This window comes from Rhodococcus sp. NPDC056506, from assembly GCF_042794945.1.
Lineage (GTDB): Bacteria > Actinomycetota > Actinomycetes > Mycobacteriales > Mycobacteriaceae > Rhodococcus_F.
Window position 1 is genome coordinate 19,660 of record NZ_JBHTSW010000042.1, and the last position, 24,357, is coordinate 44,016.

Below are 24,357 nucleotides of genomic sequence, written 5' to 3' on the forward strand. Positions count from 1 at the left end.
GTGAGCGTCAACCCCACCGACCGCGCAGTCCCCACCTCCGCCCTGGTACGCGCCCGGGCCGGCATCTTCGGCATCTTCGGCATCAACGGATTTCTCCTCGCAATGTGGGTCGTCCACATTCCGTCCATCGAACACCGTGTCGGAATCAGTCACTCGACGCTCGGCTCACTGCTTCTCCTACTCGCTGTCGGAGCCATTGCCGGTATGCAATTGAGCGGCCCGCTCGCCGATCGATATGGCAGCAGGCGCATGGTCATCCTCGCGGGCAGCGGGTTGGCATTCGCCACCCTCGGCCCGGGGTTTGCCACGAACACCTGGCAACTCGGTGCTGCCCTTGTGGTGTTCGGCTTCGCGAACGGCGCTTTGGACGTGTCGATGAACTCGCAGGCTGTCGAAGCCGAACAGCTGTACCGGCGTCCGATCATGGCGGCCTTTCACGGCATGTTCTCTGTCGGCGGTGTGCTGGGGTCCGTCATCGGATTCGGCACTCTCGCACTGGATCTTCCGCCGTACGTCACGCTCAGCATCGCGTCGGCAATCGGTTTGCTGGCGGTCTGGCTGTGCTCGCGCCCCCTGCTCCCCCACGTCCACGTGCACGCAGATACGGCGTCGACTGCAGGAAAGACGCACGGCAGATTCTCGGCTCGCGTGCTCGCGCTCGGAACCCTCGCCTTTGTTCTGATGCTGGCCGAGGGAGTGGCAAACGACTGGAGCGCGCTGCAGGTCAAGGAAGATCTCGGTGTTTCGAATGCCGTTGCCGCACTGTCGTTCGGCGCATTCTCCGCCATGATGACCGTCGGCCGGTTCACCGCGGATCGGATCAGCGCGGCAGTCGGCCCGGTGGCCGTGGTTCGCTACGGCGCATTGCTGTCGTCCGTCGGCATGCTGACCGTCGTGGTATCCGACTGGCTACCGCTGACGCTGCTCGGTTGGGCACTGTTCGGCGCAGGCCTGTCGGGATGTATTCCGCAGATCTTCACCACGGCCGGAAATCTGGGCTCAGGTTCGGCCGGTACCAACATGTCTCGCGTCGTCGGAATGGGATACATCGGATTCCTCGCCGGGCCGGCAACCATCGGGTGGGTCACCAAGCTTGTGCCTCTCACCACAGCAATGCTGATCCCATTTGCATGCGTCCTGGTCGCAGCGGGTTGTGCGGGTGTCGTTCGGCGCGATTCTCCGACCGCCTACAGACCTCACAGCTGATCCTCACGATCGGCACAGACTCAACAGGGATGCTGGTACTCGTGACCGTCTCGACCTCCACCCAGCACCCCGCTCCCTCCACAACCACTCGCTTCCTCGTTCTTGCTGCGATCGCCGTCGTAGCGTTAGGCGTCTTGTATTTTGTGCGACCCGCCTCGCCCGGTTTGAGCGTCCCGGATCAGGTGCGCGCACTTGCCGAGTGGACGGTAGGCCGATTCGACGTCACCGCTGTACTCGCAGCCACTACCGCTCTGGCCGTCGTCTCGATGGTCCGCGGACTGCCATACGGCATCGGCGCGATCCTGCTCCTCGGAATGGGCGCCAATCTCACCAACGCGGCATTCGGTTCCTGGCTTCCCGATGTTCCCCAGGACCTACTGCCCAGCGGTCACGTCGCAGCGGCGACCGCGCTGTACGGCTCGGCGATCTTGATCTCCGCCCCGCAGTGGCGTCCGGTGGTCGCCGGACTCGGGTTCGCCGGGGTTGCTGCGATCAGTGCCAGCGCACTGGCCGCCGAGTTGAGCGGCCTTTTCGGCGTGATAGCTGGAGTTCTGATCGCTCTGGTATGGGCCTGTGCCGCAGCCATTTTGATGGCACGATCGCCCATCGCCGCGAAACGTGAAGAGCTACGCCCGGATACGGCTGCAATCGCGTTCTCCAGGCACCGGAGCATCCGACTTTAGTCCTAAATCTTTGGGATCCAGAGATTTTCGCCGATAGCTCGCCCGCCACGCTCGGACATGACGTATGTTCGGAAATGTCCGAATCAAGTAGTTCCACAGCGAAGGAGTCTTTACCGTGAGCCTCGAAGATCTGAACCCGCTCGAACTGATCCAGAAGTTGATCGAACTACTTTCCGGCTTCTCCTCCGACCCCGAAACTCCCGAGGTCCCGTAAAACGTCGCCAGAGGCGCCTGTTCCGAGTTTTGTCTCGGACCAGGCGCCTTTGTCGTTGCAGCACAAGAGGTTGTTGCCGCACACGGCTACGAAGAAAGGCGCCCACTCGCTCTTGCGAGTGGACGCCCCTTTACGAGTGCCAGCGCTACAGCGCCTTGAGTTCCTCGGTAACTTCGGAGACCGACTTCTTGGCGTCACCGAAGAGCATCGAGGTGCCCTCGGCGAAGAAGAGCGGGTTCTCGATACCGGCGAAACCGGAGTTCATCGAGCGCTTGAGCACGATGACGGACTTCGACTGGTCGACGTTGAGGATCGGCATTCCGTGAATCGGTGAGCTCGGATCGTTGCGCGCCGCCGGGTTGGTGACATCGTTCGCGCCGATCACCAAGGTGACGTCGGTACGCGCGAATTCGTCGTTGATGTCGTCCATTTCCTTCATCGCGTCGTACGAGACATCCGCTTCTGCAAGAAGAACGTTCATGTGACCGGGCATACGACCGGCGACCGGGTGAATGGCGTACTTGACCTCGACGCCCTTCGACTCGAGCAACTTCGCCATGTCCTTGACTGCGTGCTGAGCCTGCGCGACGGCAAGTCCGTATCCGGGGACGACGATGACCTGGTTGGCGTAGGCCATCTGGATAGCCGCGTCGGCCGCCGAGGTCGCCTTTGCCGTGCGCACGACACCGTCGGAGGACGGCGCTTCTCCGCCGCCGCCACCGAAGCCGCCGGCGACGATGGCCGGGATGGACCGGTTCATCGCCTTGGCCATGAGGTTGGTCAAGATCGTGCCCGAAGCACCGACGATCATGCCGGCGACGATCATCGCCTGGTTGTTGAGCGCCAAACCTGCAGCAGCAGCCGACAAACCGGTGAGAGCGTTGAGCAGCGAGATAACGACGGGCATGTCCGCGCCGCCGATGGGCAGCACGACCATCAGTCCGAGGATGCCCGAGAGAACGAGCACGCCGACGATCCACAGTGAGCTTGTCGGACCTTCCGGCGAGATCGCCTTGATACCAATGATCACCGAGAACGCGATAGCGGCAATGAGCAGCAGAGCATTGAGCGGCTGCTGGAGCTTACCGATTCCGATCGGACGACCAGGCAGGGTTTCCTGCAGCTTCAGGAACGCGATCACGCTGCCCCAGAAGGAGATCGATCCGATCACCGCGGCAAAGAGCGACGCGATGACGATATGCACCGTCGGCGACTCACCGTGCTGGAATGCGGTGAACCCGTCCGAGTCCAGGAATTCCGCGTACGCGATCAACGCGACGGTGCCGCCACCCACACCGTTGAACAGTGCGACCAACTGCGGCATGGCCGTCATCTTCGTGCGGAGCGCCGGCGGCACACCGAGCACGACACCGATGACAAGGCCGGCAGCGATGAGGATCCAGTTCCCCATCTCCGCATCACGAATGGAGATCAGAGTTGCAACGACGGCGATGAGCATGCCGACCGCGGCGATCTGGTTGCCGCGGACTGCGGTCTTCGGGCCGGTAAGACCCATGAGGCCGTAGATGAACATCGAGAACGCGACAATGTAGAGCGCATTGACCAGGTATTCCATTACTGGTCACCATCCTTCGACACAGACTTGGCGGCCGGCTTGGCCTTGAACATCGCCAACATGCGGTCCGTGACCACGAAACCACCGACAACGTTCACGGTTCCGAAGACGAGCGCGACGAACAAGATGATCTGCAACCCGATCGAAGGATCGTGCACCTTGCCCAGGACGACCAACGCACCCAGGACGACGATGCCGTGGATGGCGTTCGTACCGGACATCAGCGGGGTGTGCAGGGTGTTCGGAACTTTGGAGATCACAGCGAAACCGACGAATCCGGACAACACCAGGATCGCGATGTTCGCCAGAAGTGATGTGTACATCAGGCGCCCTTCTCTTCACGGGTGACGCACGCACCGGCCAGAACCTCGTCGGAGAAATCAGGCGCCAAGGCACCTTCGACGAGCATGAGTTCGATCAGCGCGGAAATGTTCTTCGAGTACAACTCCGACGCATGCTCAGGCATGGACGCCGGCAAATTCAACGGAGAGCAGATGGTCACGCCGTGCTTGACGACGGTTTGACCCGGCTCGGTCAGCTCGCAGTTACCACCGGTTTCACCCGCGAGGTCGACCACGACACTGCCCGGCTTCATCCCTTCGACCGCGGCTGCGGTGACCAGGCGCGGCGCGGGACGCCCCGGAACCAGAGCCGTGGTGATCACGACGTCGAAGCCCTTGATCGCGTCTTCGAGTGCCTGCTGCTGCTTCGCGCGCTCGTCGTCGGTCAGCTCGCGGGCGTAGCCACCTTCGCCGGCTGCATCGATTCCGAGGTCGAGCCACTGTGCACCCACCGAACGCACCTGGTCTGCGACCTCAGGGCGCACGTCGTACCCGGTAGCGCGGCCACCGAGACGCTTGGCTGTCGCCAGCGCCTGCAGACCTGCCACACCCACTCCGAGCACCAGAACGGTCGCAGGCTTCACCGTGCCCGCAGCGGTGGTGAGCATCGGGAAGAACCGCGTCGACTCCGATGCCGCCAACAGAACAGCTTTGTACCCCGACACGTTCGCCTGCGAGGACAACGCGTCCATCACCTGCGCGCGGGAGATACGAGGAATCGCCTCCACGGCGTATCCCTCGATCCCGGCGGCCTTCAATTCGGCGATGCGGTTGTCTGCATTACGCGGATTCAAGAATCCGATGAGCTTCGCGCCGGTGCTGATCCGGGCGATCTCTTCCGTCGACGGGGGCGCGACCTTGACCACCACGTCAGCAGTCCACGGATCGCCGATCTTCGCGCCGGCAGCGGTGTAGAGCTCGTCGGGAATCAACGCCCCGAGACCAGCCCCGGACTCGACGACGACGTCGACACCCTTGCCGATCAAAGCGGACACAATTTTGGGCACCAACGCGACCCGACGCTCACCGTCACTCGATTCTCGAGGGACGCCGACCGACGGACGCACTTGTGCGCTCTTCGATGTTTCCATTTTCCATTACCTTCTGCGGTTGGTGGTTCGCCTGCTGCGACGAGCGGCAACCAGCATGTGATGAGCGGAAGATGACCCGCTTTTGGGTGAATGGTGACTGATAGTAGCCAGAGTTACCGCGGCGTAGGGAAACCGGCGACGCACTTTCTCCATCTGAATCGAGTCCGAACAGTATGTTTGGACATACCCGGAGAAGCCTACTGTGAGGCCGATCACACTCGAATGGCGGGCTATTCCACTATTTGAAACGGCCGAAAGACGTAAAGGCATCACAATGGCGCGCCGAATCATCACCGTCGAGCGAGTTTACGAACCTGCTTCCGAATGTAACGCCGTCCGCCTCCTCGTCGACCGACTTTGGCCACGCGGCGTCAAACGCGAAAACCTGCAGTACGACGACTGGCCGAGGGACTTGGCACCCTCCCCTGAATTGCGAAAATGGTACGGCCACGACCACACCCGTTTCGACGCATTCAAAAGCAGATACATCGACGAATTAGATGCATCTCCCGTTCGCGAATACGTCCAACGCATCGCACCGACATCGGATGCTCGACCCGTTGTCCTGCTGACAGCAAGCAAGGACCTGCCATACAGCCATGCGCAGGTCCTTGCCGACTATCTTGCAGAAATACTCTGATGTCCTAGCATTTCGCCTGAGGGTCAATTGCTCACATATTGAGACCGCAACTTGTGCTTCACGAGTTTTCCTGTCGCGGTCCTAGGCAATTCGTCGGCAAAGTCAATGCTTCTCGGAGCTTTGAAATGTGCAACCTGGCTGCGGACGTATTCCAGCAATTCCTCGGCGACATGGGCGCTCGGCTCGATTCCCTCCGCAAGTTGGACAACCGCCTTGACCTGTTCACCCATTTCTTCATCGGGAACACCGATGACTGCCACGTCGAACACCTTCGGATGCAAGGTGAGGATGTTCTCGGACTCCTGCGGATAGATATTGACGCCGCCAGAGATAATCGTGAATGCCGCGCGATCGGTCAGATAAAGAAAGCGCTCGGAATCGATGTATCCGATATCTCCACTTGTCGTCCACGTCGGATGATCGGGATGCTGCGCGGCAGCCGTTTTCTCGGGATCGTTGTGGTAACGGAACGGCAGAGTCTCTCGTTCCCAGAACACGGTACCGATCTCGCCGACCGGAAGATCGCGCCCACCGTCGTCACAGATGTGCACGATCCCCATCACTCCGTCACGACCGACGGAACCCGGATGTGACAAGGCCTGCTCACTGTTGATGAAGGTGGCTCCCGACCCCTCGGTCGAGGCGTAGTACTCGTGAATCACCGGCCCCCACCAGTCGATCATTGCCGTCTTCACTTCGGGTGGGCAAGGAGCAGCAGCGTGAATTGCGACTTTGACCGTCGAGACGTCGTAACGATCGCGGGTCTTCTTGGGAAGTTTCAGCATTCGAACGAACATCGTCGGCACCCACTGACTGTGCGTCACAGCGTATTTACCGATCAATTCCAGCGCAGTCTCGGCTTCGAAGGCATCCATCAAGATCACGGTTCCGCCGACCGAATTGATCACGCCGCAAAAGCGCAGGGGCGCCGCATGATAGACCGGCGCCGGGCACAAATAGACTGTGTCGGAATCGAACCCGTACATCGGCGCAAATACCGCTGTGTACGGATCCATGGTGGTGTCCACCTCACCCTCCGGAAGATCTCCCTTGATCCCCTTGGGCCTGCCGGTGGTTCCGGACGAGTACAGCATGTCCGCCCCACGTGGCTGTGAATCGAGTGGATCGGCGGACTGAGCGTCGATCGCCTCCTCGTAGTCGTCGAAACCGTCGAGAGTGCCGCCGTACACCAATCGATGACGAACACGCGGAATCAGATTCTCGTCCAACGGAACTGCTGCCGACGCCTGCCCTGACGCGACCAGAATTGTCGCCTCGCAGTCGTCCACGATGTAGGCAGCCTCCGAAGCGGTGAGATGCCAGTTCACCGCGGTGATGTAGAGGCCTGACCTCAACGCTGCCCAGTACACCTCGAACGCCCGGAGATCGTTGTTCGAGATGAGAGCGACGTGGTCCCCAGGCTTGGCACCGACACTTCGGAAGTATCGCGCCAACTGCGTCGACCGTTCGTCGAGTTCCCGATAGGTGATGGACTCACCCGTCGCCGGGCGAATGACGGCGGGCTTGTCCGGCGTGGACTGGACAAAATTTCCTGGAAACACGAAGACTCCTCTGTCGGTGACGACAACGCCGCGTGAGCCTGCTTCGGCGTCGACAATCCTGGTCTACCACAGGAACTCTGCCTCCCTCGGATGTTTGGCGACACCGACTCGAAGCCTGGGAATCCCCGCTCACTTATCCGCCGCGACATACAGTGAGGAGAACCGCACCGTCCGAAACAGGAGATGTCCACATGAGTGGTTGGCCCCAGGACTCAGTAGTCGACGCGTTGACCGAGGAATGGAGTGTCATCGACGCACTGCTTGCCGAACTCAACGGCGATCAGTGGTTGGCTCCGTCGAACCTACCGGGGTGGACGGTTCACGATATCGTGTCCCACCTGATCGGTACGGAATCACTGCTCGCGGGCATCAATCCGCCGTCGATCGACCTGGACGTGCACGCATTGCCCCACGTCCACAACGAGATTGCGGCGTTCAACGAGCGCTGGGTCGAAGGCCTGAGGCGGACACCGCACGCTGACTTGCTGGCCCGATATCGCGACATCACCGCCGAGCGAACCGAAGCGTTGCGCTCGATGACCAGCGCGGACTGGGACGCCGACACACAAACACCGGTCGGTCTTGCGCCCTATGGCCGGTTCATGCGTATTCGGACCTTCGACTGTTGGATGCACGAACTCGACATCAGAGATGCAGTTGGCATTCCGGGCGAAGAAGGCGGATTGCGCGCGGAGACTGCATTCGGCGAAATCACCAGCGCGCTCGGATTCGTCGTCGGAAAACGAGGAAAGGCTCCAGAGGGAGCACGGATCACTTTCGAACTCGAAGGGCCCCTTGCTCGTTCACTCCACGTCTCGGTCGACGCGCGCGCATCACTCGTCGAGGAACTGGACAGTCCGGCGACAACGACCATCACGATGAGCTCACCGCTCTTCACCCGAATTGCCGGTGGCCGCGTCCACGCGTCCGATCACCGAACCGACATCTCGCTTCGCGGTGACGTCACGGTGGGCACACGCGTCGTCGACAATCTGGCGTTCACGATTTGAGGGTTGGGTGAGCCGGTCGCGAGGGTACTGAGTGGTGAAGCTGTTTCTCTCGTCCTACAGATTCGGCGATCACGCCGAGGCTTTTGTCGATCTCGTAGGCCGCGGCGCTCGCATAGCGGTAATCGCCGCGGCTGCTGATTCATGGCCGCTCAATGCCCGCAGTTCGGCAGTCACAAGCGAATTGACCCCATTACGAGCAGCGGGCTTCACAGCGGAGGAAGTGGACGTCCGTGATTTCCTGGGTGCACCGGAAGCACTCGAAGTCCGGCTTCGTGAATTCGACTGCCTGTGGGTCCGCGGCGGAAATACGTTCGTCCTGCGTGCACAGTTAGCCCGAAGCGGCGCAGATCGGGTCATCGAGATGTTGGTTCGTTCCGGTGCTGCGGCCTATGCGGGATACAGTGCGGGAGCGTGCCTCGTGACTCCGACTCTGATCGGGCTGGACGCGTCGGACGACCCCGCTGAAGTCATGCCTACGTGCGGTATCGACCCGATCTGGTCCGGGCTCGCGCTCGTCGACTTCGCGATAGTGCCGCACGGCGGCGATTCGTTACTCGAAGATCCCCAGATAACCGCTCGGACGGTTGCGGCGCTGACCACTGCGGGCGCGCAATTCACCGTGCTCACCGATCAGGACGCGGTTCTAGTCGACGATTGAGCCGTCGACTAGATCTCAGCTGAGCGTCAGCCGTGCTCTGCCACCGCGGTTCCGGCCGCCGGCGACTGGCGCTCGAGCCTCGTCCACGCAATCTCCCAGCGCTTGACCGAGACCTCGTCGGCGTCCTCGAGTAGAGCGTCGAGGAGCAAGCGTGGATTCTCTCGCCATGCAAGCTCAGCGGCGTGGACCTCTGCAGCGGAGAACAAACCGGAAGCCTCGAGATCGCGAATCCACTCGCAGATCTCACCCCGGTGAATCCGAGCGATGGTCTCGTATCCCAGACCTTCGTCAAGGAAGTCGTACGAAAAAATTGCGGCAAAGTAACTGTTCGACTCACGCTGCCCGAAAATCATGTGCGTTCCTTCCTCGAAGTTGTCCGACGAAGACTCGAAATCGAACCGTTGTTGCGCCGCGCCAAAAGTTCTTCCGGCGAAGGTGTAACGCTTCTTCTATCCCCGACGATTCAAACGCTAACCCCCCGAGCGGGTCTTTGGGATCACGTCCAAGAAACGATCTGATGACCAAGGCAATACCCATGGGGTTTTCGGCACCTTGCACCTAACACCGACACGCGATCAGCGCGCCGCTGACCTGCAAATTGCCCGGTTCAGGCCCTCTTCTTAAAGCATCCGAACAGACGACAAAAAAGTTTGTGACACATTCCACATGTTGGGATGTTTACGATCACAATGCATATGTATCACCGGATGTGGGCATGAAAGCACGGACAAATCGGCACGTACAGACCAGTTTTGTTCGTTCTCCGTGGCGACGAAGGTCCCTTGAACGGTCGTCCAGTTGTAGTTGCGCTAAGTAACGGATCCCACGTCAGCGAATGATATTGCGGGCGGCCTGCCAGGTAGCGTGCTCCAGAGAACGCAGACGCGGCGCGGCGCGGCCGGCCGCCCTTTCGAAACGGAGCCCGAAGATGACCGAGACAGTGGCGCACAATCCCGCGGAAACGCGTTTCGAGATCCGAGTCGACGGCGAACTCGCCGGTTTTGCCGAGTACTCGGACCATTCCGGCGTCCGTGATTTCCACCACACGGTGACCTATCCGCAGTTTCGTGGGCGCGGGCTTGCCGCCATCGTTGTGCGTGAAGCGCTCGATCAGACCCGGAACGAGGGATTGAAGATCCTTCCGACGTGCTCGTACGTCGAGAAGTTTGTTGCAGAGAACCCCGTTTACCAGGCATAACCGAACGAAGACGATCCGCGAAAACCACTCGCGGACCTGCAGACCCCGCTGCTAGCGTCGATGGTGCCGTCGTCGAACTCGTCGAAATCCGAGTCGAAACCCTGGTCGGCACCATCTCGGGGAAGGAAAGAACGTGGTCGCCTCAGCAGATCGGCGTCCACCTACATCCTCGGACGTAGCTATTCCCAGCTATCTCCCTCTCGTACTGGTCAATCTCGCGACGCTGTTCTCGGCGATCGGCAACGGTATCGCTATCGTCGTGCTCCCCTGGCTGGTCCTCGAACGAACGGGCAGGGCCACCGACGCGGCGATAGTGGCCGGCGCAGCAGCCATTCCGCTACTCGTATCGAGCTTGTTCTCGGGGACATTCGTCGACAAGTTCGGACGTCGTCGTACCTCGATGATTTCCGACGCACTCTCCGCGATGTCGGTAGCAACGATTCCGATCATCGCGGCCACTGCCGACCTGACCATCCCGGTGATCGCGGCGTTGGCCGCGCTCGGCGCCGTGTTCGACCCCGCCGGAATGGCGGCGCGGGAGTCGATGCTGCCCGCCGCAACTCGGGCCGCCAAGTGGAAACTCGATCGAACCAACAGTGTGTACGAGGCCAACTTCAATGTCGCGTACCTGATCGGCCCTGGCATCGGCGGTGTCCTGATCGCAACGATCGGAGCGGTGAACACGCTCTGGGTGACGGCGGCAGGCTTTGTGTTCTCGATAGTCGTGGTCGCCTTCATCCGGCTTCCCGGGGCCGGGGTGCCCGAACACGAACATCGGCCGAAATCGATCTGGCACGGCACCCTCGACGGTCTTCGGTTCGTCTGGAACAACAAACTGCTCCGCACTCTGGCTCTGATCGACATGGCCGTCGTCGCGCTCTACATGCCGGTGGAGAGCGTCGTGTTCCCGGTGTACTTCACCGAGTTGGATCAACCTGCCCAACTCGGATCGGTGCTGATGGCCTTGGCGATCGGCGGCATCATCGGCTCTCTCGCTTATGCTCCACTCGCACCGATCATGTCCCGACGCCTGATCATGATTTTTGCGGTCGCCGTTCTCGGCATCGCAATGCTCGCGATGGCGCTCCTCCCCCCGCTCTGGGTGATCCTCGTACTCGCCGGGCTACAGGGTCTCGTCTACGGACCGGTCGGACCGATCGCCAACTACGCCATGCAGACGCACAGCCCGGAGCACATGCGCGGACGCGTCGTCGGTGTCATGACGTCGACGGCCTACGCCGCCGGCCCGCTGGGCTACCTTGCAGTCGGCCCTCTGCTCGATCAACTCGGAATCGCGTCGACCTTTGTGGCCCTGTCGATTCCGATCATCCTGATCGCCGCTGTCTGTGCTTCCCTGCCGGTGCTTCGCGAACTCGATCGTCCGCGGCACTCGACCGACGTCAGTTGAACCCCATCACGTCGTTGCCCCAGGCGACGCGCAATCCGTGATCGGGGTCGCTGACGAGGGTGTCGGCGGAGTCGATCAACAGCGTCGACCGCTTCTCTTCCTCGTACGGCGCCCAGTGCTTCGAGCCGTCGAGGGCCGCCGGCACGGCATGCCTGGCGAAGGCCAGCCATCGCCGTTGAATACGCCCTGCTACCTCCATCGCGGCCTTACGTCCGCCGAGCCAGAACGTGGGATCGACGTTCAGGGTTCCGAAATTACCGAATACATAAGGTAATTCGGTCGCGTGGCCCGCGCCGATCCGTGCCGCTTTGAGCATCGGCGTCGCGTGATCGAAGCGGTAGACCCAGGTGGGGGAATGCCTGCAGTGAGCGTCGGCAATCCACAGGGTCGGCATGCGAAACGCCGCGTCCCGTGAGAGTGCCAGCGCGCCACTCGGTTTCGCGTGGTCAGGGTAAGCCGACATGATCTCGGCGAGTTTGGTTGCGGAGATATCGGGGTGATCGTCGGCCAGTAATTGCAGCATGGCCTCGACGGACTGCGCGCTCACCGGCATCAGGGGCGACTTCATGAACTTGAAGATCGACGCCTCGTCCTTGTTGGAACCGATGATCAGCGGGATCCGGTGCGCATAACCCTTCTGGAAAGCCGCAACCGGGTAGTGCGGCACCAGATCGCGATCGACGACGGGCGCCATCGCCAAAGTTCCCGGAATCCGTGTCGGGATTTCGTTGACCAGGTCATCGCTTGCCTTGACGAGAAGTTCGAGATCCGTGGTCAGCAGATCGCCCGCATCTTCGGGCTCGATCGAGAGCAGTTCGAGAAACCGCTCCGCCACGGTCTTGGCGCGCTCGGCCCCGTAGACGGAGGTCGCGGGCGGACTTTGAGCGATCGCGCGGTGGAACAGACCTTCGGCGCTGGGACAGGTCATGAGCGTCGTGATGGATCCTGCGCCGGAGGACTCACCGAAGACGGTCACCGCTCCCGGATCTCCGCCGAACGCGTCGATGTTGTCTCGAACCCACTCGAGTGCCGCAATCTGGTCTCGCAGACCACAGTTCGATTCGAAAACGGTATCCGCGGTGGAGAATCCGGACAGGTCCAGGAATCCGAGGGCACCGACGCGATAGTTGAAGGAGACGAGAACAACGTCTCCGGTTTCAGCCAGATGACGGCCGTCGTAGATTGTTTGCGCGGCGGACCCGAGGCAGTAAGCACCGCCGTGAATCCACACCATCACCGGTCGCGGCGTTCCGTCGGGGCGCGGGGCCCACACGTTGATCGACAGACAGTCCTCGTCGATCTTGAAAGCACGGTCGATCGGAACCGCCGGACTCTGCCCTTGCGGCGCGATCGGCCCGAACTCACGACAGTCGCGCACCCCGTCCCACGGCCCTGCGGGTTGCGGCGCGCGGAATCTCCGCTCACCCACCGGCGCTGATGCGTAGGGCATGCCCTTCCACGCGAACACTCCGCCATCCGGATATCCCCGGGCTTCTCCGCCTCGGGCACGGATCACGAGAGTTCCGTCCTCGCCAAGATTCGGTCGAACGTCGGTCTCCATGTCTGAATCCCCTCCCGACCCGCGCGTGTGGCAAACAAGACCAAACGTACCAACTTAAGGCCGGTGCGCGCCGATTACTCAACTGCCAGGTAGGCGCCGACGAAGGAGAGGCTCGGTGTTAAGGTCGCCTAGTTCTGACACGGGGTGCTCCGCATGGGCGGGGCTGAGAACACACCCGGGAACCTGATCAGGTAATGCTGACGAAGGGATGTCATGGCTACTACGCAGCCTGCATACAATTCTGCCGAAAACTCGGTGGCCACAGCGCCGTCGACGGATCGGTTCACCGATCGACTCTGGGCCGAGACGAAGGCACTCCGCGAGTCGATCGACTCGCTCGAGTTCCTCAAACGCCTCGGCGACGGAACACTGCCTCTCGACGCGTTCCGCACCTACATCGAGCAGGACAAGCTCTATCTCGAGGGATATTCGAAAGCCTTGTCCCTGGTCGCGGCGCACGCACCCGATCCGCAGTCCGCGGGCTTCTGGTCCAATTCCGCGTCCACGGCAGCGACAGTGGAATCTGCGCTTCACGACGGACTGCTCACCGGCGGAATTCTTCCCGCGGGATCGGGAAAACTGGAGCATTCGCAGGCCTGCCTGGGATACGTCTCGTATCTGACGGCGACTGCAGCAACCTCGCCTTACCCGGTCTCCGCAGCGGCGGTACTCCCCTGCTTCTGGATCTACGCCGAGGTCGGCCGCGATCTTGCCGCTTCAGCGCGCGAGGTGCTCGACGCCGATCCGTCACACCCGTACGCGCAGTGGGTCACAACCTACGACGCACCCGAATTCCACGAGTCTGTGGCGCAGGCTCGCGCACTGGTCGACGCGGCCGCTGAAGCAGCCACCGAGACAGAGCGTGACGCGATGAGTGAGGCGTTCCGCATCGCCAGTCGCTACGAGCTGATGTTCTGGGATTCCGCACTCCACCAGCAGCCTTGGCCGGCGTCGTGATGTCGTTTGCGGCGCTGCGCCGCACGCTTGCCACGTCTGCCGCGATCGCAGCCGCGTTCACAGTTCTGACCGGATGCGCCTCTGACAGCGGCTCTTCCGACGGGACCATTCGGTTCGCACTCGACTGGACACCGAACACGAACCACACCGGTTTGTACGTAGCACTCCAAGAGGGCTACTTCGAGGACGCCGGCCTGGACGTCTCGATCCTGCCGTACAACAACACCTCGCCCGACACCCTGGTCGATGCCGGCAATGCGGAGTTCGGCATCAGCACACAGAGTCAGGCCACCTTCGCCCGTGCAGCCGGCGCCGCCACTACGTCCGTCATCGCGCCACTTCAGCACCGCGCCACCGGCATCGGTGTGAAGGCGGATCGTGCGGACATCACGCGCCCACGTGATCTCGACGGGAAGACGTACGCCGGGTTCGGCGATCCCGGCGAAGTCGAAACGCTGCAGCAGATCATCCGCAACGACGGCGGGACCGGGAACTTCACGACGGTCACGCTCGGAACTTCCGCGTACGAAGCCGTGTACTCGGGCCAGGCAGACTTCACCGTCTCCTACTTTGCTTGGGAAGGCCTCGAAGCGGAGCGAAACGGAACTCCGATGCGGTACTTCCAGTACACCGATTACGGCTTCCCCGATGCGTATTCGATCGTGATCAACGGCAACCAGCAGTGGTTGAAGGACCATCCCGACGAGGCACGCAAGTTCGTCAAAGCCGTTCAACGCGGATATCAGACTGCTGCCGACAACCCGGACCAGGCCGCGCAGGATCTCATCGACGCGAACCCCGGAGCTTTCACCGACGAAGACCTCGTGCGTGAGAGTCAGCGGATGCTCGCCGCCGACTACATGAAAGACGCCAACGGCGTTGTGGGTGCCCAGAATCTCGAAACCTGGTCGGGTTATTCGGGATTCCTCTTCGAGAACGGATTGCTCGCCGGACCCGACGGGAAGCCGTTGACCCAGAAGCCGGACTTCTCGGAGTACTTCACCAATGAGTATCTCGACGCGTCCTGACGTGAGCGGACGGTTGGTCTCGACCATGCGGCGGGCGCTTCCCGCGCTCGCCGTGGTGGTGCTCCTCGTGGCGGCGTGGCAGATCTACGTCGAGATCAGTGGGATTCGGCCGCAAGTACTTCCGTCTCCGGGGCGCGTTCTGTCCCAGGGGTGGGACAACCGCGAGATCATCTCCGGCCACGCCTGGTCGACATTGCAGGTCACGTTGGTCGGCTTCACTGTTTCATTGGTGTTGGCCTGGATTCTTGCTGTGGTCGTGGACTTTTCGCCGTGGTTGTCACGCGCGCTGGTACCACTTTTCGTCGTCTCGCAGACGCTGCCGATCATCGCCATCGCGCCACTGATGATCATCTGGTTCGGCTTCGGGCTGTTGCCGAAGGTGTTGGTGATCGCCCTTGCGACGTTCTTCCCGATGACAATCGGACTCATCGAGGGATTTGCCGCGGCCGACCGGGAGGCGGGTGCTCTCCTGCGCAGCATGGGCAGCACTCGCTGGCAGGAGTTCCGCTACGTCCGCCTACCTTCGGCGATTCCGCGATTCTTCACTGCCCTACGTATCGGCATCACCTACGCGGTGGTGGGTGCCGTGTTCTCCGAATACGTCGGCGCTACTTCCGGTTTGGGTATCTACATGAGCACCCAGAAGAACTCCTTCCGCACCGACCTGGTCTTGGCGGCCGTACTGGTGACGGCATTGATCAGCGTCACGCTGTACTTGCTGACGTTCGCTGTGGAGCGCATCGTTGCACCATGGGCGATGAACGAAAGGTCACGAACATGACTGACCCCATGGTCGAAATCCAGGACCTGACCAAGAGGTTCGACACTGCCGGAGAATCGCGTCTCGTGCTCGATTCGGTGTCATTCTCCGCCGAATCCGGCGAATTCGTGTCAGTGATCGGGCCTAGCGGTTGCGGCAAGAGCACAATCTTCAACGTCCTTGCCGGGCTCGAATCTCCCACCTCCGGTTCGGTCCGTGTGGGCACGCGCGCACCAGAATCCGAAGCAGCCGCCGAGGTACACACCGCGTACATGCCGCAGAAGGATCTGCTGTTTCCCTGGCGCTCGGTCTTGGACAACACGGCCCTCGGTTTGGAAGTGCAGGGAGTCGCCAAGAAGGAAGCACGCGAGCGGGCTCGTGAGTTGTTCCCGGCATTCGGCCTGTCCGGATTCGAGGACGCTCGGCCGTCGCAGCTCTCGGGCGGTATGCGCCAGCGAGCGGCGATGCTGCGCACCGTTGTTCAGGGCAAACCTGTCCTGCTGCTCGACGAGCCGTTCGGCGCACTGGACTCGTTGACCCGCACCGAGATGCAGGCCTGGCTGCAAGACGTGTGGCAGCAGTACCGGTGGACCGTACTGATGATCACCCACGATATTCGTGAAGCGATCTATCTGTCCGACCGCGTGGTCGTTCTGTCTGCGCGTCCGGCCACGGTCAGGTGCGTCGTCGACGTTCCCTTGCCGAGGCCACGCGAGCTGGACATGATCACCACGCCCGAGTTCGCCGACGTCGAGCGTGAACTGCTTGCCGTTCTCCACGACGAGACGCGCAAGTCGCTACGCCCCTAGCGGTTACTGAAAATGCGCTGAGAGCGCGCCGATTTCACCTGCCGTTCAAGAGAAAGTGCATCGCGACGGTGCAACTTCGCGTAGGATGTCGCGGCACTTTCGCCCAAAACGCCTTAATATCAGCAAGATCCGAACGCTCGACACGCAGTCCGTCAACGCTGCACAATTCTCTGTACTCTTCGGTAACGTACACTCGGTCGCCTACGAGACCAACGGCCAGAAGGTAACTGGACGGTAAAGCGGAATCGTGGAGGCACAGTCATCGCAACAGATTTGGAAAGGGACAGCGTGAGCACACTGCAGTCAGGTCAGAGCCTCGGAGTCGGCCAGGAACTCAAGTCCGACAACGGCGCGTACACCCTCAGCTTGCAGGACGACGGCAACCTGGTCCTGTCCGAGGGTGGACAGGCTGTTTGGGCCGCAGGCACCAACGGATCCGGCGCCAACCGCGCCGAGGTGCAGGCTGACGGAAACTTCGTCATCTACAAGGACTCCGACGCCGTGTGGGCATCGCAGACCGCAGGCAACGACGGTGCCTCCCTCTCGGTTCAGGACGATCGCAACGTCGTTCTGTCCGCCGGTGGAAACGCTTTGTGGTCTTCGGACACCGCAATCGAGGCGCCGGCCGCCGAGGCTGCCCCCGAGCCCGCTCCGGCACCGGAGCCCGAGCCTGCGCCCGCCGCTCCGGCAGCGCAGAGCTACACCGTCGAAAGCGGCGACACCCTGTGGGCGATCGCAGAGCGCTTCTACGGTGACGGCAACCAGTACCAGCGCATCGCGGATGCAAACGGCATCCCGAACCCGGATCTCATCAACGCCGGTCAGGTACTGACGATCCCCGCCTGATTCACTGCTTGACCTGGCCCTGGGTGCCGACGTTCGCGTCGACCCCCAGGGCCTTTTGTGTTCTACGCCACACAGATTCGTGTCTCGCCCAGCAGGCCCTGATACTCCATTGCGGCATCTTTTCGCCTACAGTACTTCCGTACTGCTCCCGAAGGACAGGTGTGCATGAAAGACAGAACAGTCATGATCGGCGCTGTCGCAGTGGCCGCTCTCTCTCTGACATCAGGCCTCGTTTTCGGCGGAGCAGCCGGCGCATTCGGTGCCGGCGGCCCTGTGGTGAAGCCTCCCGCTCTGGTCTCCTCGGTTTCCGTGGAGTCCGTCGCCGGGATCGAACCGGCCGCGTTCTACAGCTCGGTGGCAGTTCCTACCGTTGTCATTCCGCCGACGCCGACCTGGCGAATCGCCGACGAGACGACTGCTCCTCGCAATCAGCCGCTGGTGGTGACCGCGACAAGCACGAGTTCTGCCACCTCGACTACTACTGCAACGAGCACGACAACACCGGTCTCGTCCACGACCTCCGCGTCGGCCACCGCGACCACAACACCGACCGCGACAGCCACGACTACCAAGACCAGCACCACCCCAGTGGTCACGACCGGGTCCACGCCGCCCGTCGTCGAAGTCTCGCCCGTTCTCGCCGGATAGTTCTCGCTCATTCGCTCGCGTATTACCTGGCGTGACGGCGGTTACAGGAGCACTTCAGTCGCCGATCCCGAATACGCGGTCTACCTGCGGCGACCTTCCTCGTCCGCACGGCCTGTGACCCGCTGCAATCCGGTCGACCGGAAAAGGACAGCAGCATTGTCGGAGCCTCGCGTTACCGTATAGGTCTGAGCTTTTGCGGAAGGAGGTGGCTGATGAGCGCAATGGGCTTCGATCTCGATGTCAGTGTCGACCGGGCATGGGCAGAATTTCAACGTCGCCTCGGCGATCACATTTCCATCATGGTCGACGGCGACGTGCTTGCCGTGGAATCGTCCACCGGCGACTTCGATCCAGCTGACGGCGCAGCGCCATGCGTTCAGTTCCTCGTGTGGGACAAGAACACAGTCCGCTGCGAGGTTCCTTCCAACGACTTCCTTCATCCGCGCTATCGACTCGAAGACGCCGATGAACAAAAGTTGATCGCACTGGGATGGAACCCACCGTCCGAGAATCTCGAGGATCCGAACAACTCCCCCGCCTTCTGCGTCGACAAGGCACAGAACTGGGCCGATCAGCTCGCAGCGATGACAGTCGCCGCCTTCCGTGACGTATTCGGTGTGCAGCACCCGGCCTTCCTCGCCAGCGATCTCACCGGCAACGAGCAGACTCCGGATTTCGATCCGTCGGTTGTCGAGTCGACAGAACTTCCGACACTCGACCCCACCGCGGCGTACATGCCCACCGATATCGACCATCTCAAGGAGTTGGTCACTCTCGCATTGATTCCTATGCTCGGCACTCTTCCCGAGCGGGACAGCGACGGGGACATACCAATTCGTGTCGGCTCGACCGTCATGTTCGTGGGTCCGCTGTCCGAGTCCATGGACGTGCAGTTGTTCTCGCCGCTCGTTCAGGACATCAGCAACCGCACCCGCGCAGCCGAGGTCATCGCCGATCTCAACCGCAAATGGTCACGCATCAAGTTCGTCTTGATCGACGACCGTTTGTCGGTGTTCCTCGAGGTAGCGGGTTCACCATTCGTTCCGAAGCAACTGACGGATACGTGCGCGGCCTTGACGTCCTTCCTGCGCACCGTGGACGACGAATTCGCCGCACGTGTCGGCGGAGACCTCTTCTTCGCGAACAAGAACGGTGATTCTTCCTCGCTACAGCCCGATCTGACGGCCGAGGACCTGCCTCCCGAACTCGAGACCCTACTGCACCTCGATCTGGATGTGGCCGAGGATCTCGATGCGGTGGCGGATGTCTGCGGTCGCGATCGCGATCTGATTCTTCAGCTCCTCCACATCAGTAACGAATGGCAGATTCAGCTGCGTAGTCAGGCCGTCGACGCCCACAGTCGCGGGGACGCCGAAGAGGCTGCGGGCTACGAGGATCAGGTCGGTGGGTGGGAACTCATGGTCGACCGCCTGCGCGGGGCTTTGCGACTGGTAGTCCTGCCCAATTCTCGAACCGAAACACCGGCGAAGCCGCAACCTGAGCAGATGGGCCTGTTCGCCGATCCCTTGCAGCAGAGCCTCTTCGACGATCCGTCCTGAGACGACGGATCGCCCTTCTCACTATTCGAAGTGGGATTTGAAGATCTGGCCGTGGACGCCCACGGTTCGATCGACTACCTGTGAGACCGTGAAATCCGCTGCGGCAGAAAGATAGGCGTAGGCCGTCGCTCGATCCATTCCGCGATCATGCTCGAGGAAGTCGAGCGCGTTGACCACCGCGCGCCGCATGGCACCGTTGAGGTCACTGTTCTGCCCGTCGACCGAACCGTTGGGGTCGGACAGGCCGATCGGAATCCAAGCCTCCTCGGTCTCTGCGAACGGGTATCCGAATGCCACCGACGGGGCGTCGCCGGAATCCTTCTTGCACACGCTCAGTCGGAACGTGCCGCGCAGCGAACCTTCCATCGCCGTCAGCGCTGCCTCACCATCGCCCATGGCCATGTGTGGGTCACCGACGTAGAACAGGGCGCCTTCGGCAAAGACCGGCAGGTAAAAGGTTGATCCGACGCCGAGATGCCTGATGTCGATGTTCCCGCCGCCCAGCGTCGGAGGAATGGAGTTCGACGACGGGGATGTCGGATCGGCGTCCGTGGAGTAGGCAACTCCCATCATTCCCATGAACGGACGCAAGGGAAACCGCACCTTCGACTTTCCGAAGGGCATCACGCCTTTGCCGTCTTCGATCGCTGTGAAAGTGGAAACACCGCCGTACTTCAACGGATCCTTTGTCGCCCGCCCGTCCGTGGCGACCGGCGGCATGACTTCGTCCAGAGTGATTCCCGCCGGAGCGGTTCCATCTGCCGTGACGGCGAGAGCGCCCTTGCCGTGTCTGCTCGACACAACACCGTACGGCACGCGGGGAATGGCCTCGAGGGTCTCGATCTTGAGTACGTCCCCGGGCTGTGCGCCCTCGACGAAGACGGGTCCGGTGACGACGTGCGGGCCGTCCTTGTCGAAGTTTCGTTCGGTTCGGTTGTATTCGGCCGCAACGGCAATCGCGTCCTCGAGCACGTCTTGCTCGGAAACGCCTTTACTGCCGAAGTATTCGAGGGGATTGCGACCTTGATCCTCGAGAATTCCCTCGTGCGAGAGGGCGTCGATGGTGACGGTCTGGCCCGACTTCATCCGCATCACTTCGCGGGTATGAATGTTGGGCACATAGCCCCACATGACGTCCGACGGATCCGAACTCAGATAGTGATCGCCGCTGACATTTCCGCGGCCCGGTTGCAGTATCGGAACACCATCGGCGAATGGCAGTGCAGAGGAGGATGATCCAGCCGGCGATGCGTTCGAGTGCGCGCACCCCGAAGCCACACCGGCAACTCCTACGCCCGCGCCGAGGGCAGCGACTGCCCTCATGAATCCGCGTCGGCCAAGTCCTTTCGTCAGGTCTTCGGCTGCGTTGCGGGCAAGAGTGTTTTCCATCGAGTTTCCTCCGGAGTGCGTGACGATGTGCGACTGCGAAGAAAGCTAGACCCGATTTGTTACTCGTTCATTACCATTTCATGGCAAGGAAATACCTTTGACTGAGAATGAATTCAGCGACGGCGAAGCCGCCAGAGCGAGGTCGTCTCTCTTGCCCGGGCTGCGTGAAGCGCATCGGTTCGGTCACTGACCTTTGCGTGCGTCGGCTTGACGTCCATGCGGTCGACAACGGTGAGTCCACCGGCCGCGATCAGGTCGTGCAGTTCGGATCGCGTTCGGAGACCGAGATGTTCGGCAATGTCCGAGAGGATCAGCCACGCTTCTCCCCCGTCGTCCAGATGCGCTGCGACACCAGTCAGGAAGCCCTTCAGCATCGCTCCAGCGGGGTCGTAGACGGCGTATTCGATGGGCGAGGTGGCCTTGGCCGGAATCCAGGGAGGATTGCAGACCACCAACGGAGCGGTGCCTTCGGGAAAGAGGTCTGCTTCCACCACATTCACCTGATCGCCGTAGCCAAGCCGCGAGAGGTTGCTACGGGCGCATTGCAGTGCCCGGGGGTCCTGGTCGGTGGCTGTCACTGTCTTGACCCCGCGCTGCGCCAGTACGGCGGCAAGAACGCCGGTGCCGGTGCCGATGTCGAAAGCCGATTCCATCGACGGCAGTGGTGCAGACGCGACCAGATCGACATACTCGCCGCGGACGGGTGAGAACACTCCGAAGGCGGGATGGATGCGCTCGTCGAGAGCCTCGATGAAAACACCTTTGCGGTGCCACTCGTGAGCGCCGATCGCGCCGAGGATGTCACGCAACGAGCGAACCGACGGCTCACCGGTAATCCCGAAGGCTTCGGTCAACGCCAGTTGCGCGTCCGGGGAGCGCCGAAGTGGAATCGACAAATCTGCATCCAAGGGAATGAGCAGCATGCCGAGAATCTGCGCACGACGCCCTTGGGTCTGCCGGTGGAGATGGAAGGCTTTGGCCGGATCGTCGGAGGCTCGGCGCGGCTTGCGGTCGATGCGCGACGCGACGGCCTTCGTCAGTTGGCGAGCGTTCTGAAAGTCTCCGCGCCACAGCAGCGCCGTGCCTTCGCACGCCAAGCGATAGGCGTCGTCGGCCTTCATCGTGTCGTCGGCGACGACGATGCGCTTGGGCGCCGGGGCGTTGCTCGTCGAACCCCAACGGGCCGATTGTTCGGCGTCGTTCTCGGTCCACACAGCGAATTGTTCAGTCATGTAAGCCCTTCCGGCGTCCGACGCATGGCGGCCGGTCTACCGGCTGAAGTGGTCCAGATCTGCAAAATCTGCTTGTCTGGTGTCCACACTAGTCGGGACCGGCCGCGCTACATGACTGTGAGAGGGATGTCAGCCCTTGGCGACGCGAGCTGCCTCGGCGATCCGAGCCTCGGCGACCGCGTCAGCAGCCTCGCCGGCGAGGATTCCGTCCTTCTTCGACTTCGCGAAGATCTCGGTGACCGTGTCGAAGATCTTCTCGACCTTGAGCTTGACCTCTTCGGCCGAGTTGCCCTTCAGCTCGCCGGCGACCTGGATGAGGCCGCCGCCGTTCGCCACGTAGTCAGGGGTCCAGGTGATGCCGCGGTCACGGAGGATGTTCTCGACCTCGGGGACGGTGAGCTGGTTGTTGGCAGCGCCGCAGACAACCTCGGCCTTGATCGAGCGTGCGGTCGTGTCTGTGAGGGTTGCGCCCATCGCGCAGGGTGCGTAAACGTCGAGATCGGCGTCGACGATGCTGTCGACGATGCTCACCTGCGGGAAGTCCGCCTTGACACGGTCGAGCGCTGCGGCGTTGACGTCGGTCGCGAGAACGGTTGCGCCGTCTGCGAGGAGGAGCTTGATCAGCTCGTAGCCGACCTTGCCTGTGCCCTCGACACCAACGGTCTTGCCCGCGAGCGACGGAGTGCCCCAATGCGACTGCGCTGCGGCGCGCATCGACTGGAATACGCCGAGGGCCGTCATCGGCGCGCTGTCGCCGGAACCGCCGACGGTGGCATTGCGGCCGACGACGAAGTCGGTGTTGCGACCGATGATGTCGAGATCGTTGGAGTTGGTTCCGACGTCACCAGCGGTGATGTAGCGGCCACCGAGGGTCTGGACGAATTTTGCGTAGGCGCCGAGCAATTCGTCGGTCTTGGCCGTTGCGGGGTCGCCGATGATGACAGCCTTGCCGCCGCCGAGGTCGACGCCGGCAACCGCAGCCTTGTAGGTCATGCCGCGCGAGAGGCGCAAAACGTCTGTGACTGCGGCGGATTCGTCGGAGTACGGGTAGAAGCGCGTTCCGCCGAGCGCGGGGCCGAGCGTCGTGGAGTGGATGGCGACGATGGCCTTGAGGCCGCTCGCGGGATCCTGGAAGAAGCTCACCTGCTCGTGGGGGTAATCGCGCAGGTAGTCGGCGCGATCGAACACGCCCGCAGTGTCGTCATGGGAAACAACGGAGTTCACGGGCTCGGCGGTGAGAGTCATTGTGGGATAGACCTTTCCGAAGGATTAACGGGGCGCAGTCGAAATATTGGGACGAATTGGCCATTGGGTACTATTAGGGACAAATAACCCAAAGAGAATCCCGCTGAGCAATTCGTGGAACCAATGCTCTGCCTGAGTTACGATTTGGTCAATGCAAATCTCTTGAACTAGTCAATTCGATCATCCAGTGACTCATATCACTGAGGAGAGGTTCACAAAGTGCTCAGCATCGACAAGCTCGACGTCCAGTTGCTCGGACTGCTCAGCAAGGACTCGAGGATGAGTGTGGCCGAGTTGGCCAACTCGTTGGGCGTCGCCCGCAACACCGTCCAGTCGCGAATGAAGCGCATGGAATCCAACGGACTTCTCACCGGGTTTCGGCCGAATCTCAATCTCCCCGAGGTCGGTATCCCGATTCAGGCATTTGTCGGTCTGGAGCTCGAGCAGGGCAAGATCAGCGCAGTGGCCCGCAGTCTGACCGAGTTGCCCGAGGTGATCGAAATTCACGCCACAACCGGCCGCGAGGATCTGCTCGTTCGGGTTGCCACGTCGACGCACGCGGCATTGCAGAAGTTGGCCGAGCAGATCGTGTCGCTTCCAGGCGTCACGCATTCCACCACGACGATCGCTCTGACCAATCCCCTTCCGTATCGAATTCAGCCTCTCCTCGAGCACCTCACCAATGACGCCGGCTGGGGTCGTTCGACTGCCTTCCCCCGCCAGCAGGACTAGGACG

24 protein-coding genes and 1 riboswitch are annotated in these 24,357 nt (G+C 61.7%); of the genes, 15 read left to right on the plus strand and 9 right to left on the minus strand.

Annotated elements, in window-relative coordinates; all coding sequences use genetic code 11:
• Together ACFQ6H_RS24645 and ACFQ6H_RS24650 are read left to right on the plus strand one after the other, a co-directional pair.
• Entirely contained in the window at window positions 1–1,206 is a 1,206-nt protein-coding gene (locus ACFQ6H_RS24645; protein WP_378640156.1) for an MFS transporter, read from the plus strand.
• A 29-nt stretch (window positions 1,207–1,235) separates the two neighbouring features.
• On the plus strand, window positions 1,236–1,889 hold the full coding sequence (locus ACFQ6H_RS24650) for a hypothetical protein (protein WP_378539406.1): 654 nt from the start codon (window positions 1,236–1,238) through the stop codon (window positions 1,887–1,889).
• Between the two features lie 359 nt (window positions 1,890–2,248).
• On the opposite strand, the gene ACFQ6H_RS24655 is transcribed toward ACFQ6H_RS24650, so the two are convergent.
• Genes ACFQ6H_RS24655 through ACFQ6H_RS24665 form a run of 3 tightly spaced genes read right to left on the minus strand, consistent with a single transcriptional unit; the run spans window position 2,249 to window position 5,111 of the window.
• A complete protein-coding gene (locus ACFQ6H_RS24655; protein ID WP_230817005.1) occupies window positions 2,249–3,679 on the minus strand; it encodes an NAD(P)(+) transhydrogenase (Re/Si-specific) subunit beta in 1,431 nt (476 codons plus the stop codon).
• On the minus strand, window positions 3,679–4,002 hold the full coding sequence (locus ACFQ6H_RS24660; protein ID WP_003941319.1) for an NAD(P) transhydrogenase subunit alpha: 324 nt from the start codon (window positions 4,000–4,002) through the stop codon (window positions 3,679–3,681). Before ACFQ6H_RS24660 ends, ACFQ6H_RS24655 begins: the two co-directional genes overlap by 1 nt.
• Window positions 4,002–5,111: a Re/Si-specific NAD(P)(+) transhydrogenase subunit alpha gene (locus ACFQ6H_RS24665; RefSeq protein ID WP_003941381.1), complete on the minus strand. Its 1,110-nt coding sequence runs from the start codon at window positions 5,109–5,111 to the stop codon at window positions 4,002–4,004. Before ACFQ6H_RS24665 ends, ACFQ6H_RS24660 begins: the two co-directional genes overlap by 1 nt.
• Before the next feature lie 202 nt (window positions 5,112–5,313).
• On the opposite strand from ACFQ6H_RS24665, the gene ACFQ6H_RS24670 reads away from it, so the two are divergent.
• Entirely contained in the window at window positions 5,314–5,751 is a 438-nt protein-coding gene (locus ACFQ6H_RS24670; RefSeq protein ID WP_378649160.1) for a DUF488 domain-containing protein, read from the plus strand.
• A gap of 23 nt (window positions 5,752–5,774) precedes the next feature.
• Here the strand turns inward: ACFQ6H_RS24670 and ACFQ6H_RS24675 are convergent, their stop codons facing one another.
• Entirely contained in the window at window positions 5,775–7,313 is a 1,539-nt protein-coding gene (locus ACFQ6H_RS24675; protein WP_378649162.1) for an AMP-binding protein, read from the minus strand.
• Between the two features lie 191 nt (window positions 7,314–7,504).
• On the opposite strand from ACFQ6H_RS24675, the gene ACFQ6H_RS24680 reads away from it, so the two are divergent.
• Together ACFQ6H_RS24680 and ACFQ6H_RS24685 are read left to right on the plus strand one after the other, a co-directional pair.
• Window positions 7,505–8,323, plus strand: a complete 819-nt coding sequence (locus tag ACFQ6H_RS24680) for a maleylpyruvate isomerase family mycothiol-dependent enzyme (RefSeq protein ID WP_378649164.1) — start codon at window positions 7,505–7,507, stop codon at window positions 8,321–8,323.
• A 34-nt stretch (window positions 8,324–8,357) separates the two neighbouring features.
• Window positions 8,358–8,981: a Type 1 glutamine amidotransferase-like domain-containing protein gene (locus ACFQ6H_RS24685; protein WP_378649185.1), complete on the plus strand. Its 624-nt coding sequence runs from the start codon at window positions 8,358–8,360 to the stop codon at window positions 8,979–8,981.
• 26 nt (window positions 8,982–9,007) lie between these two features.
• On the opposite strand, the gene ACFQ6H_RS24690 is transcribed toward ACFQ6H_RS24685, so the two are convergent.
• A complete protein-coding gene (locus tag ACFQ6H_RS24690; protein WP_003941297.1) occupies window positions 9,008–9,334 on the minus strand; it encodes a hypothetical protein in 327 nt (108 codons plus the stop codon).
• A gap of 575 nt (window positions 9,335–9,909) precedes the next feature.
• Between ACFQ6H_RS24690 and ACFQ6H_RS24695 the strand changes: the two genes are divergently transcribed.
• Window positions 9,910–10,179, plus strand: coding sequence for a GNAT family N-acetyltransferase (locus ACFQ6H_RS24695; RefSeq protein ID WP_007726096.1), 270 nt, complete (start codon window positions 9,910–9,912; stop codon window positions 10,177–10,179).
• 181 nt (window positions 10,180–10,360) lie between these two features.
• Window positions 10,361–11,587 (plus strand): MFS transporter, encoded by a 1,227-nt coding sequence (locus ACFQ6H_RS24700; protein WP_378549480.1) that lies wholly within the window; start codon window positions 10,361–10,363, stop codon window positions 11,585–11,587.
• Here ACFQ6H_RS24700 and ACFQ6H_RS24705 read toward each other — a convergent pair.
• Window positions 11,580–13,148, minus strand: a complete 1,569-nt coding sequence (locus ACFQ6H_RS24705) for a carboxylesterase/lipase family protein (protein WP_378649166.1) — start codon at window positions 13,146–13,148, stop codon at window positions 11,580–11,582. The two genes, ACFQ6H_RS24700 and ACFQ6H_RS24705, sit on opposite strands and share 8 nt — an antisense overlap.
• 130 nt (window positions 13,149–13,278) lie before the next feature.
• A riboswitch (TPP riboswitch) is annotated at window positions 13,279–13,374 on the plus strand.
• Here ACFQ6H_RS24705 and ACFQ6H_RS24710 point away from each other — a divergent pair.
• From ACFQ6H_RS24710 to ACFQ6H_RS24740, 7 genes are all read left to right on the plus strand, one after another.
• Entirely contained in the window at window positions 13,362–14,105 is a 744-nt protein-coding gene (locus tag ACFQ6H_RS24710) for a TenA family protein (protein ID WP_378649168.1), read from the plus strand. It overlaps the preceding riboswitch by 13 nt.
• The gene (locus ACFQ6H_RS24715) at window positions 14,105–15,133 is read left to right on the plus strand and encodes an ABC transporter substrate-binding protein (protein ID WP_378539456.1); all 1,029 of its coding nucleotides are present in this window, start codon (window positions 14,105–14,107) and stop codon (window positions 15,131–15,133) included. The genes ACFQ6H_RS24710 and ACFQ6H_RS24715 overlap by 1 nt, the downstream gene beginning before the upstream one ends.
• Entirely contained in the window at window positions 15,111–15,914 is an 804-nt protein-coding gene (locus tag ACFQ6H_RS24720; RefSeq protein WP_378649170.1) for an ABC transporter permease, read from the plus strand. Before ACFQ6H_RS24715 ends, ACFQ6H_RS24720 begins: the two co-directional genes overlap by 23 nt.
• Window positions 15,911–16,702 (plus strand): ABC transporter ATP-binding protein, encoded by a 792-nt coding sequence (locus ACFQ6H_RS24725; protein WP_378640135.1) that lies wholly within the window; start codon window positions 15,911–15,913, stop codon window positions 16,700–16,702. Before ACFQ6H_RS24720 ends, ACFQ6H_RS24725 begins: the two co-directional genes overlap by 4 nt.
• Before the next feature lie 288 nt (window positions 16,703–16,990).
• On the plus strand, window positions 16,991–17,548 hold the full coding sequence (locus ACFQ6H_RS24730; protein WP_378539397.1) for a LysM peptidoglycan-binding domain-containing protein: 558 nt from the start codon (window positions 16,991–16,993) through the stop codon (window positions 17,546–17,548).
• A 165-nt stretch (window positions 17,549–17,713) separates the two neighbouring features.
• Window positions 17,714–18,196: a hypothetical protein gene (locus ACFQ6H_RS24735; RefSeq protein WP_378640133.1), complete on the plus strand. Its 483-nt coding sequence runs from the start codon at window positions 17,714–17,716 to the stop codon at window positions 18,194–18,196.
• Between the two features lie 212 nt (window positions 18,197–18,408).
• Window positions 18,409–19,755, plus strand: a complete 1,347-nt coding sequence (locus ACFQ6H_RS24740; protein ID WP_378640131.1) for a hypothetical protein — start codon at window positions 18,409–18,411, stop codon at window positions 19,753–19,755.
• Between the two features lie 21 nt (window positions 19,756–19,776).
• On the opposite strand, the gene ACFQ6H_RS24745 is transcribed toward ACFQ6H_RS24740, so the two are convergent.
• The 3 genes from ACFQ6H_RS24745 to ACFQ6H_RS24755 form a co-directional block, all read right to left on the minus strand.
• A complete protein-coding gene (locus tag ACFQ6H_RS24745; RefSeq protein WP_378640129.1) occupies window positions 19,777–21,144 on the minus strand; it encodes an acetamidase/formamidase family protein in 1,368 nt (455 codons plus the stop codon).
• A gap of 113 nt (window positions 21,145–21,257) precedes the next feature.
• Entirely contained in the window at window positions 21,258–22,376 is a 1,119-nt protein-coding gene (locus ACFQ6H_RS24750) for a methyltransferase (protein WP_378640127.1), read from the minus strand.
• Between the two features lie 129 nt (window positions 22,377–22,505).
• Window positions 22,506–23,621 (minus strand): Glu/Leu/Phe/Val dehydrogenase, encoded by a 1,116-nt coding sequence (locus ACFQ6H_RS24755; RefSeq protein WP_378640125.1) that lies wholly within the window; start codon window positions 23,619–23,621, stop codon window positions 22,506–22,508.
• A gap of 219 nt (window positions 23,622–23,840) precedes the next feature.
• On the opposite strand from ACFQ6H_RS24755, the gene ACFQ6H_RS24760 reads away from it, so the two are divergent.
• The gene (locus tag ACFQ6H_RS24760) at window positions 23,841–24,353 is read left to right on the plus strand and encodes an Lrp/AsnC family transcriptional regulator (RefSeq protein ID WP_003941343.1); all 513 of its coding nucleotides are present in this window, start codon (window positions 23,841–23,843) and stop codon (window positions 24,351–24,353) included.
• The last annotated feature ends 4 nt before the right edge of the window (window positions 24,354–24,357 follow it).

Excerpts from the sequence above, each read along its gene's own strand:
- ACFQ6H_RS24650 (WP_378539406.1), top strand. The coding sequence starts at position 1,236 with ATGCTGGTACTCGTGACCGTCTCGACCTCCACCCAGCACCCCGCTCCC.
- ACFQ6H_RS24655 (WP_230817005.1), bottom strand. The coding sequence starts at position 3,679 with ATGGAATACCTGGTCAATGCGCTCTACATTGTCGCGTTCTCGATGTTC.
- ACFQ6H_RS24660 (WP_003941319.1), bottom strand. The coding sequence starts at position 4,002 with ATGTACACATCACTTCTGGCGAACATCGCGATCCTGGTGTTGTCCGGA.
- ACFQ6H_RS24665 (WP_003941381.1), bottom strand. The coding sequence starts at position 5,111 with ATGGAAACATCGAAGAGCGCACAAGTGCGTCCGTCGGTCGGCGTCCCT.
- ACFQ6H_RS24680 (WP_378649164.1), top strand. The coding sequence starts at position 7,505 with ATGAGTGGTTGGCCCCAGGACTCAGTAGTCGACGCGTTGACCGAGGAA.
- ACFQ6H_RS24690 (WP_003941297.1), bottom strand. The coding sequence starts at position 9,334 with ATGATTTTCGGGCAGCGTGAGTCGAACAGTTACTTTGCCGCAATTTTT.
- ACFQ6H_RS24695 (WP_007726096.1), top strand. The coding sequence starts at position 9,910 with ATGACCGAGACAGTGGCGCACAATCCCGCGGAAACGCGTTTCGAGATC.
- ACFQ6H_RS24705 (WP_378649166.1), bottom strand. The coding sequence starts at position 13,148 with ATGGAGACCGACGTTCGACCGAATCTTGGCGAGGACGGAACTCTCGTG.
- ACFQ6H_RS24710 (WP_378649168.1), top strand. The coding sequence starts at position 13,362 with ATGGCTACTACGCAGCCTGCATACAATTCTGCCGAAAACTCGGTGGCC.
- ACFQ6H_RS24715 (WP_378539456.1), top strand. The coding sequence starts at position 14,105 with ATGTCGTTTGCGGCGCTGCGCCGCACGCTTGCCACGTCTGCCGCGATC.
- ACFQ6H_RS24720 (WP_378649170.1), top strand. The coding sequence starts at position 15,111 with ATGAGTATCTCGACGCGTCCTGACGTGAGCGGACGGTTGGTCTCGACC.
- ACFQ6H_RS24725 (WP_378640135.1), top strand. The coding sequence starts at position 15,911 with ATGACTGACCCCATGGTCGAAATCCAGGACCTGACCAAGAGGTTCGAC.
- ACFQ6H_RS24735 (WP_378640133.1), top strand. The coding sequence starts at position 17,714 with ATGAAAGACAGAACAGTCATGATCGGCGCTGTCGCAGTGGCCGCTCTC.
- ACFQ6H_RS24740 (WP_378640131.1), top strand. The coding sequence starts at position 18,409 with ATGAGCGCAATGGGCTTCGATCTCGATGTCAGTGTCGACCGGGCATGG.
- ACFQ6H_RS24745 (WP_378640129.1), bottom strand. The coding sequence starts at position 21,144 with ATGGAAAACACTCTTGCCCGCAACGCAGCCGAAGACCTGACGAAAGGA.
- ACFQ6H_RS24750 (WP_378640127.1), bottom strand. The coding sequence starts at position 22,376 with ATGACTGAACAATTCGCTGTGTGGACCGAGAACGACGCCGAACAATCG.
- ACFQ6H_RS24755 (WP_378640125.1), bottom strand. The coding sequence starts at position 23,621 with ATGACTCTCACCGCCGAGCCCGTGAACTCCGTTGTTTCCCATGACGAC.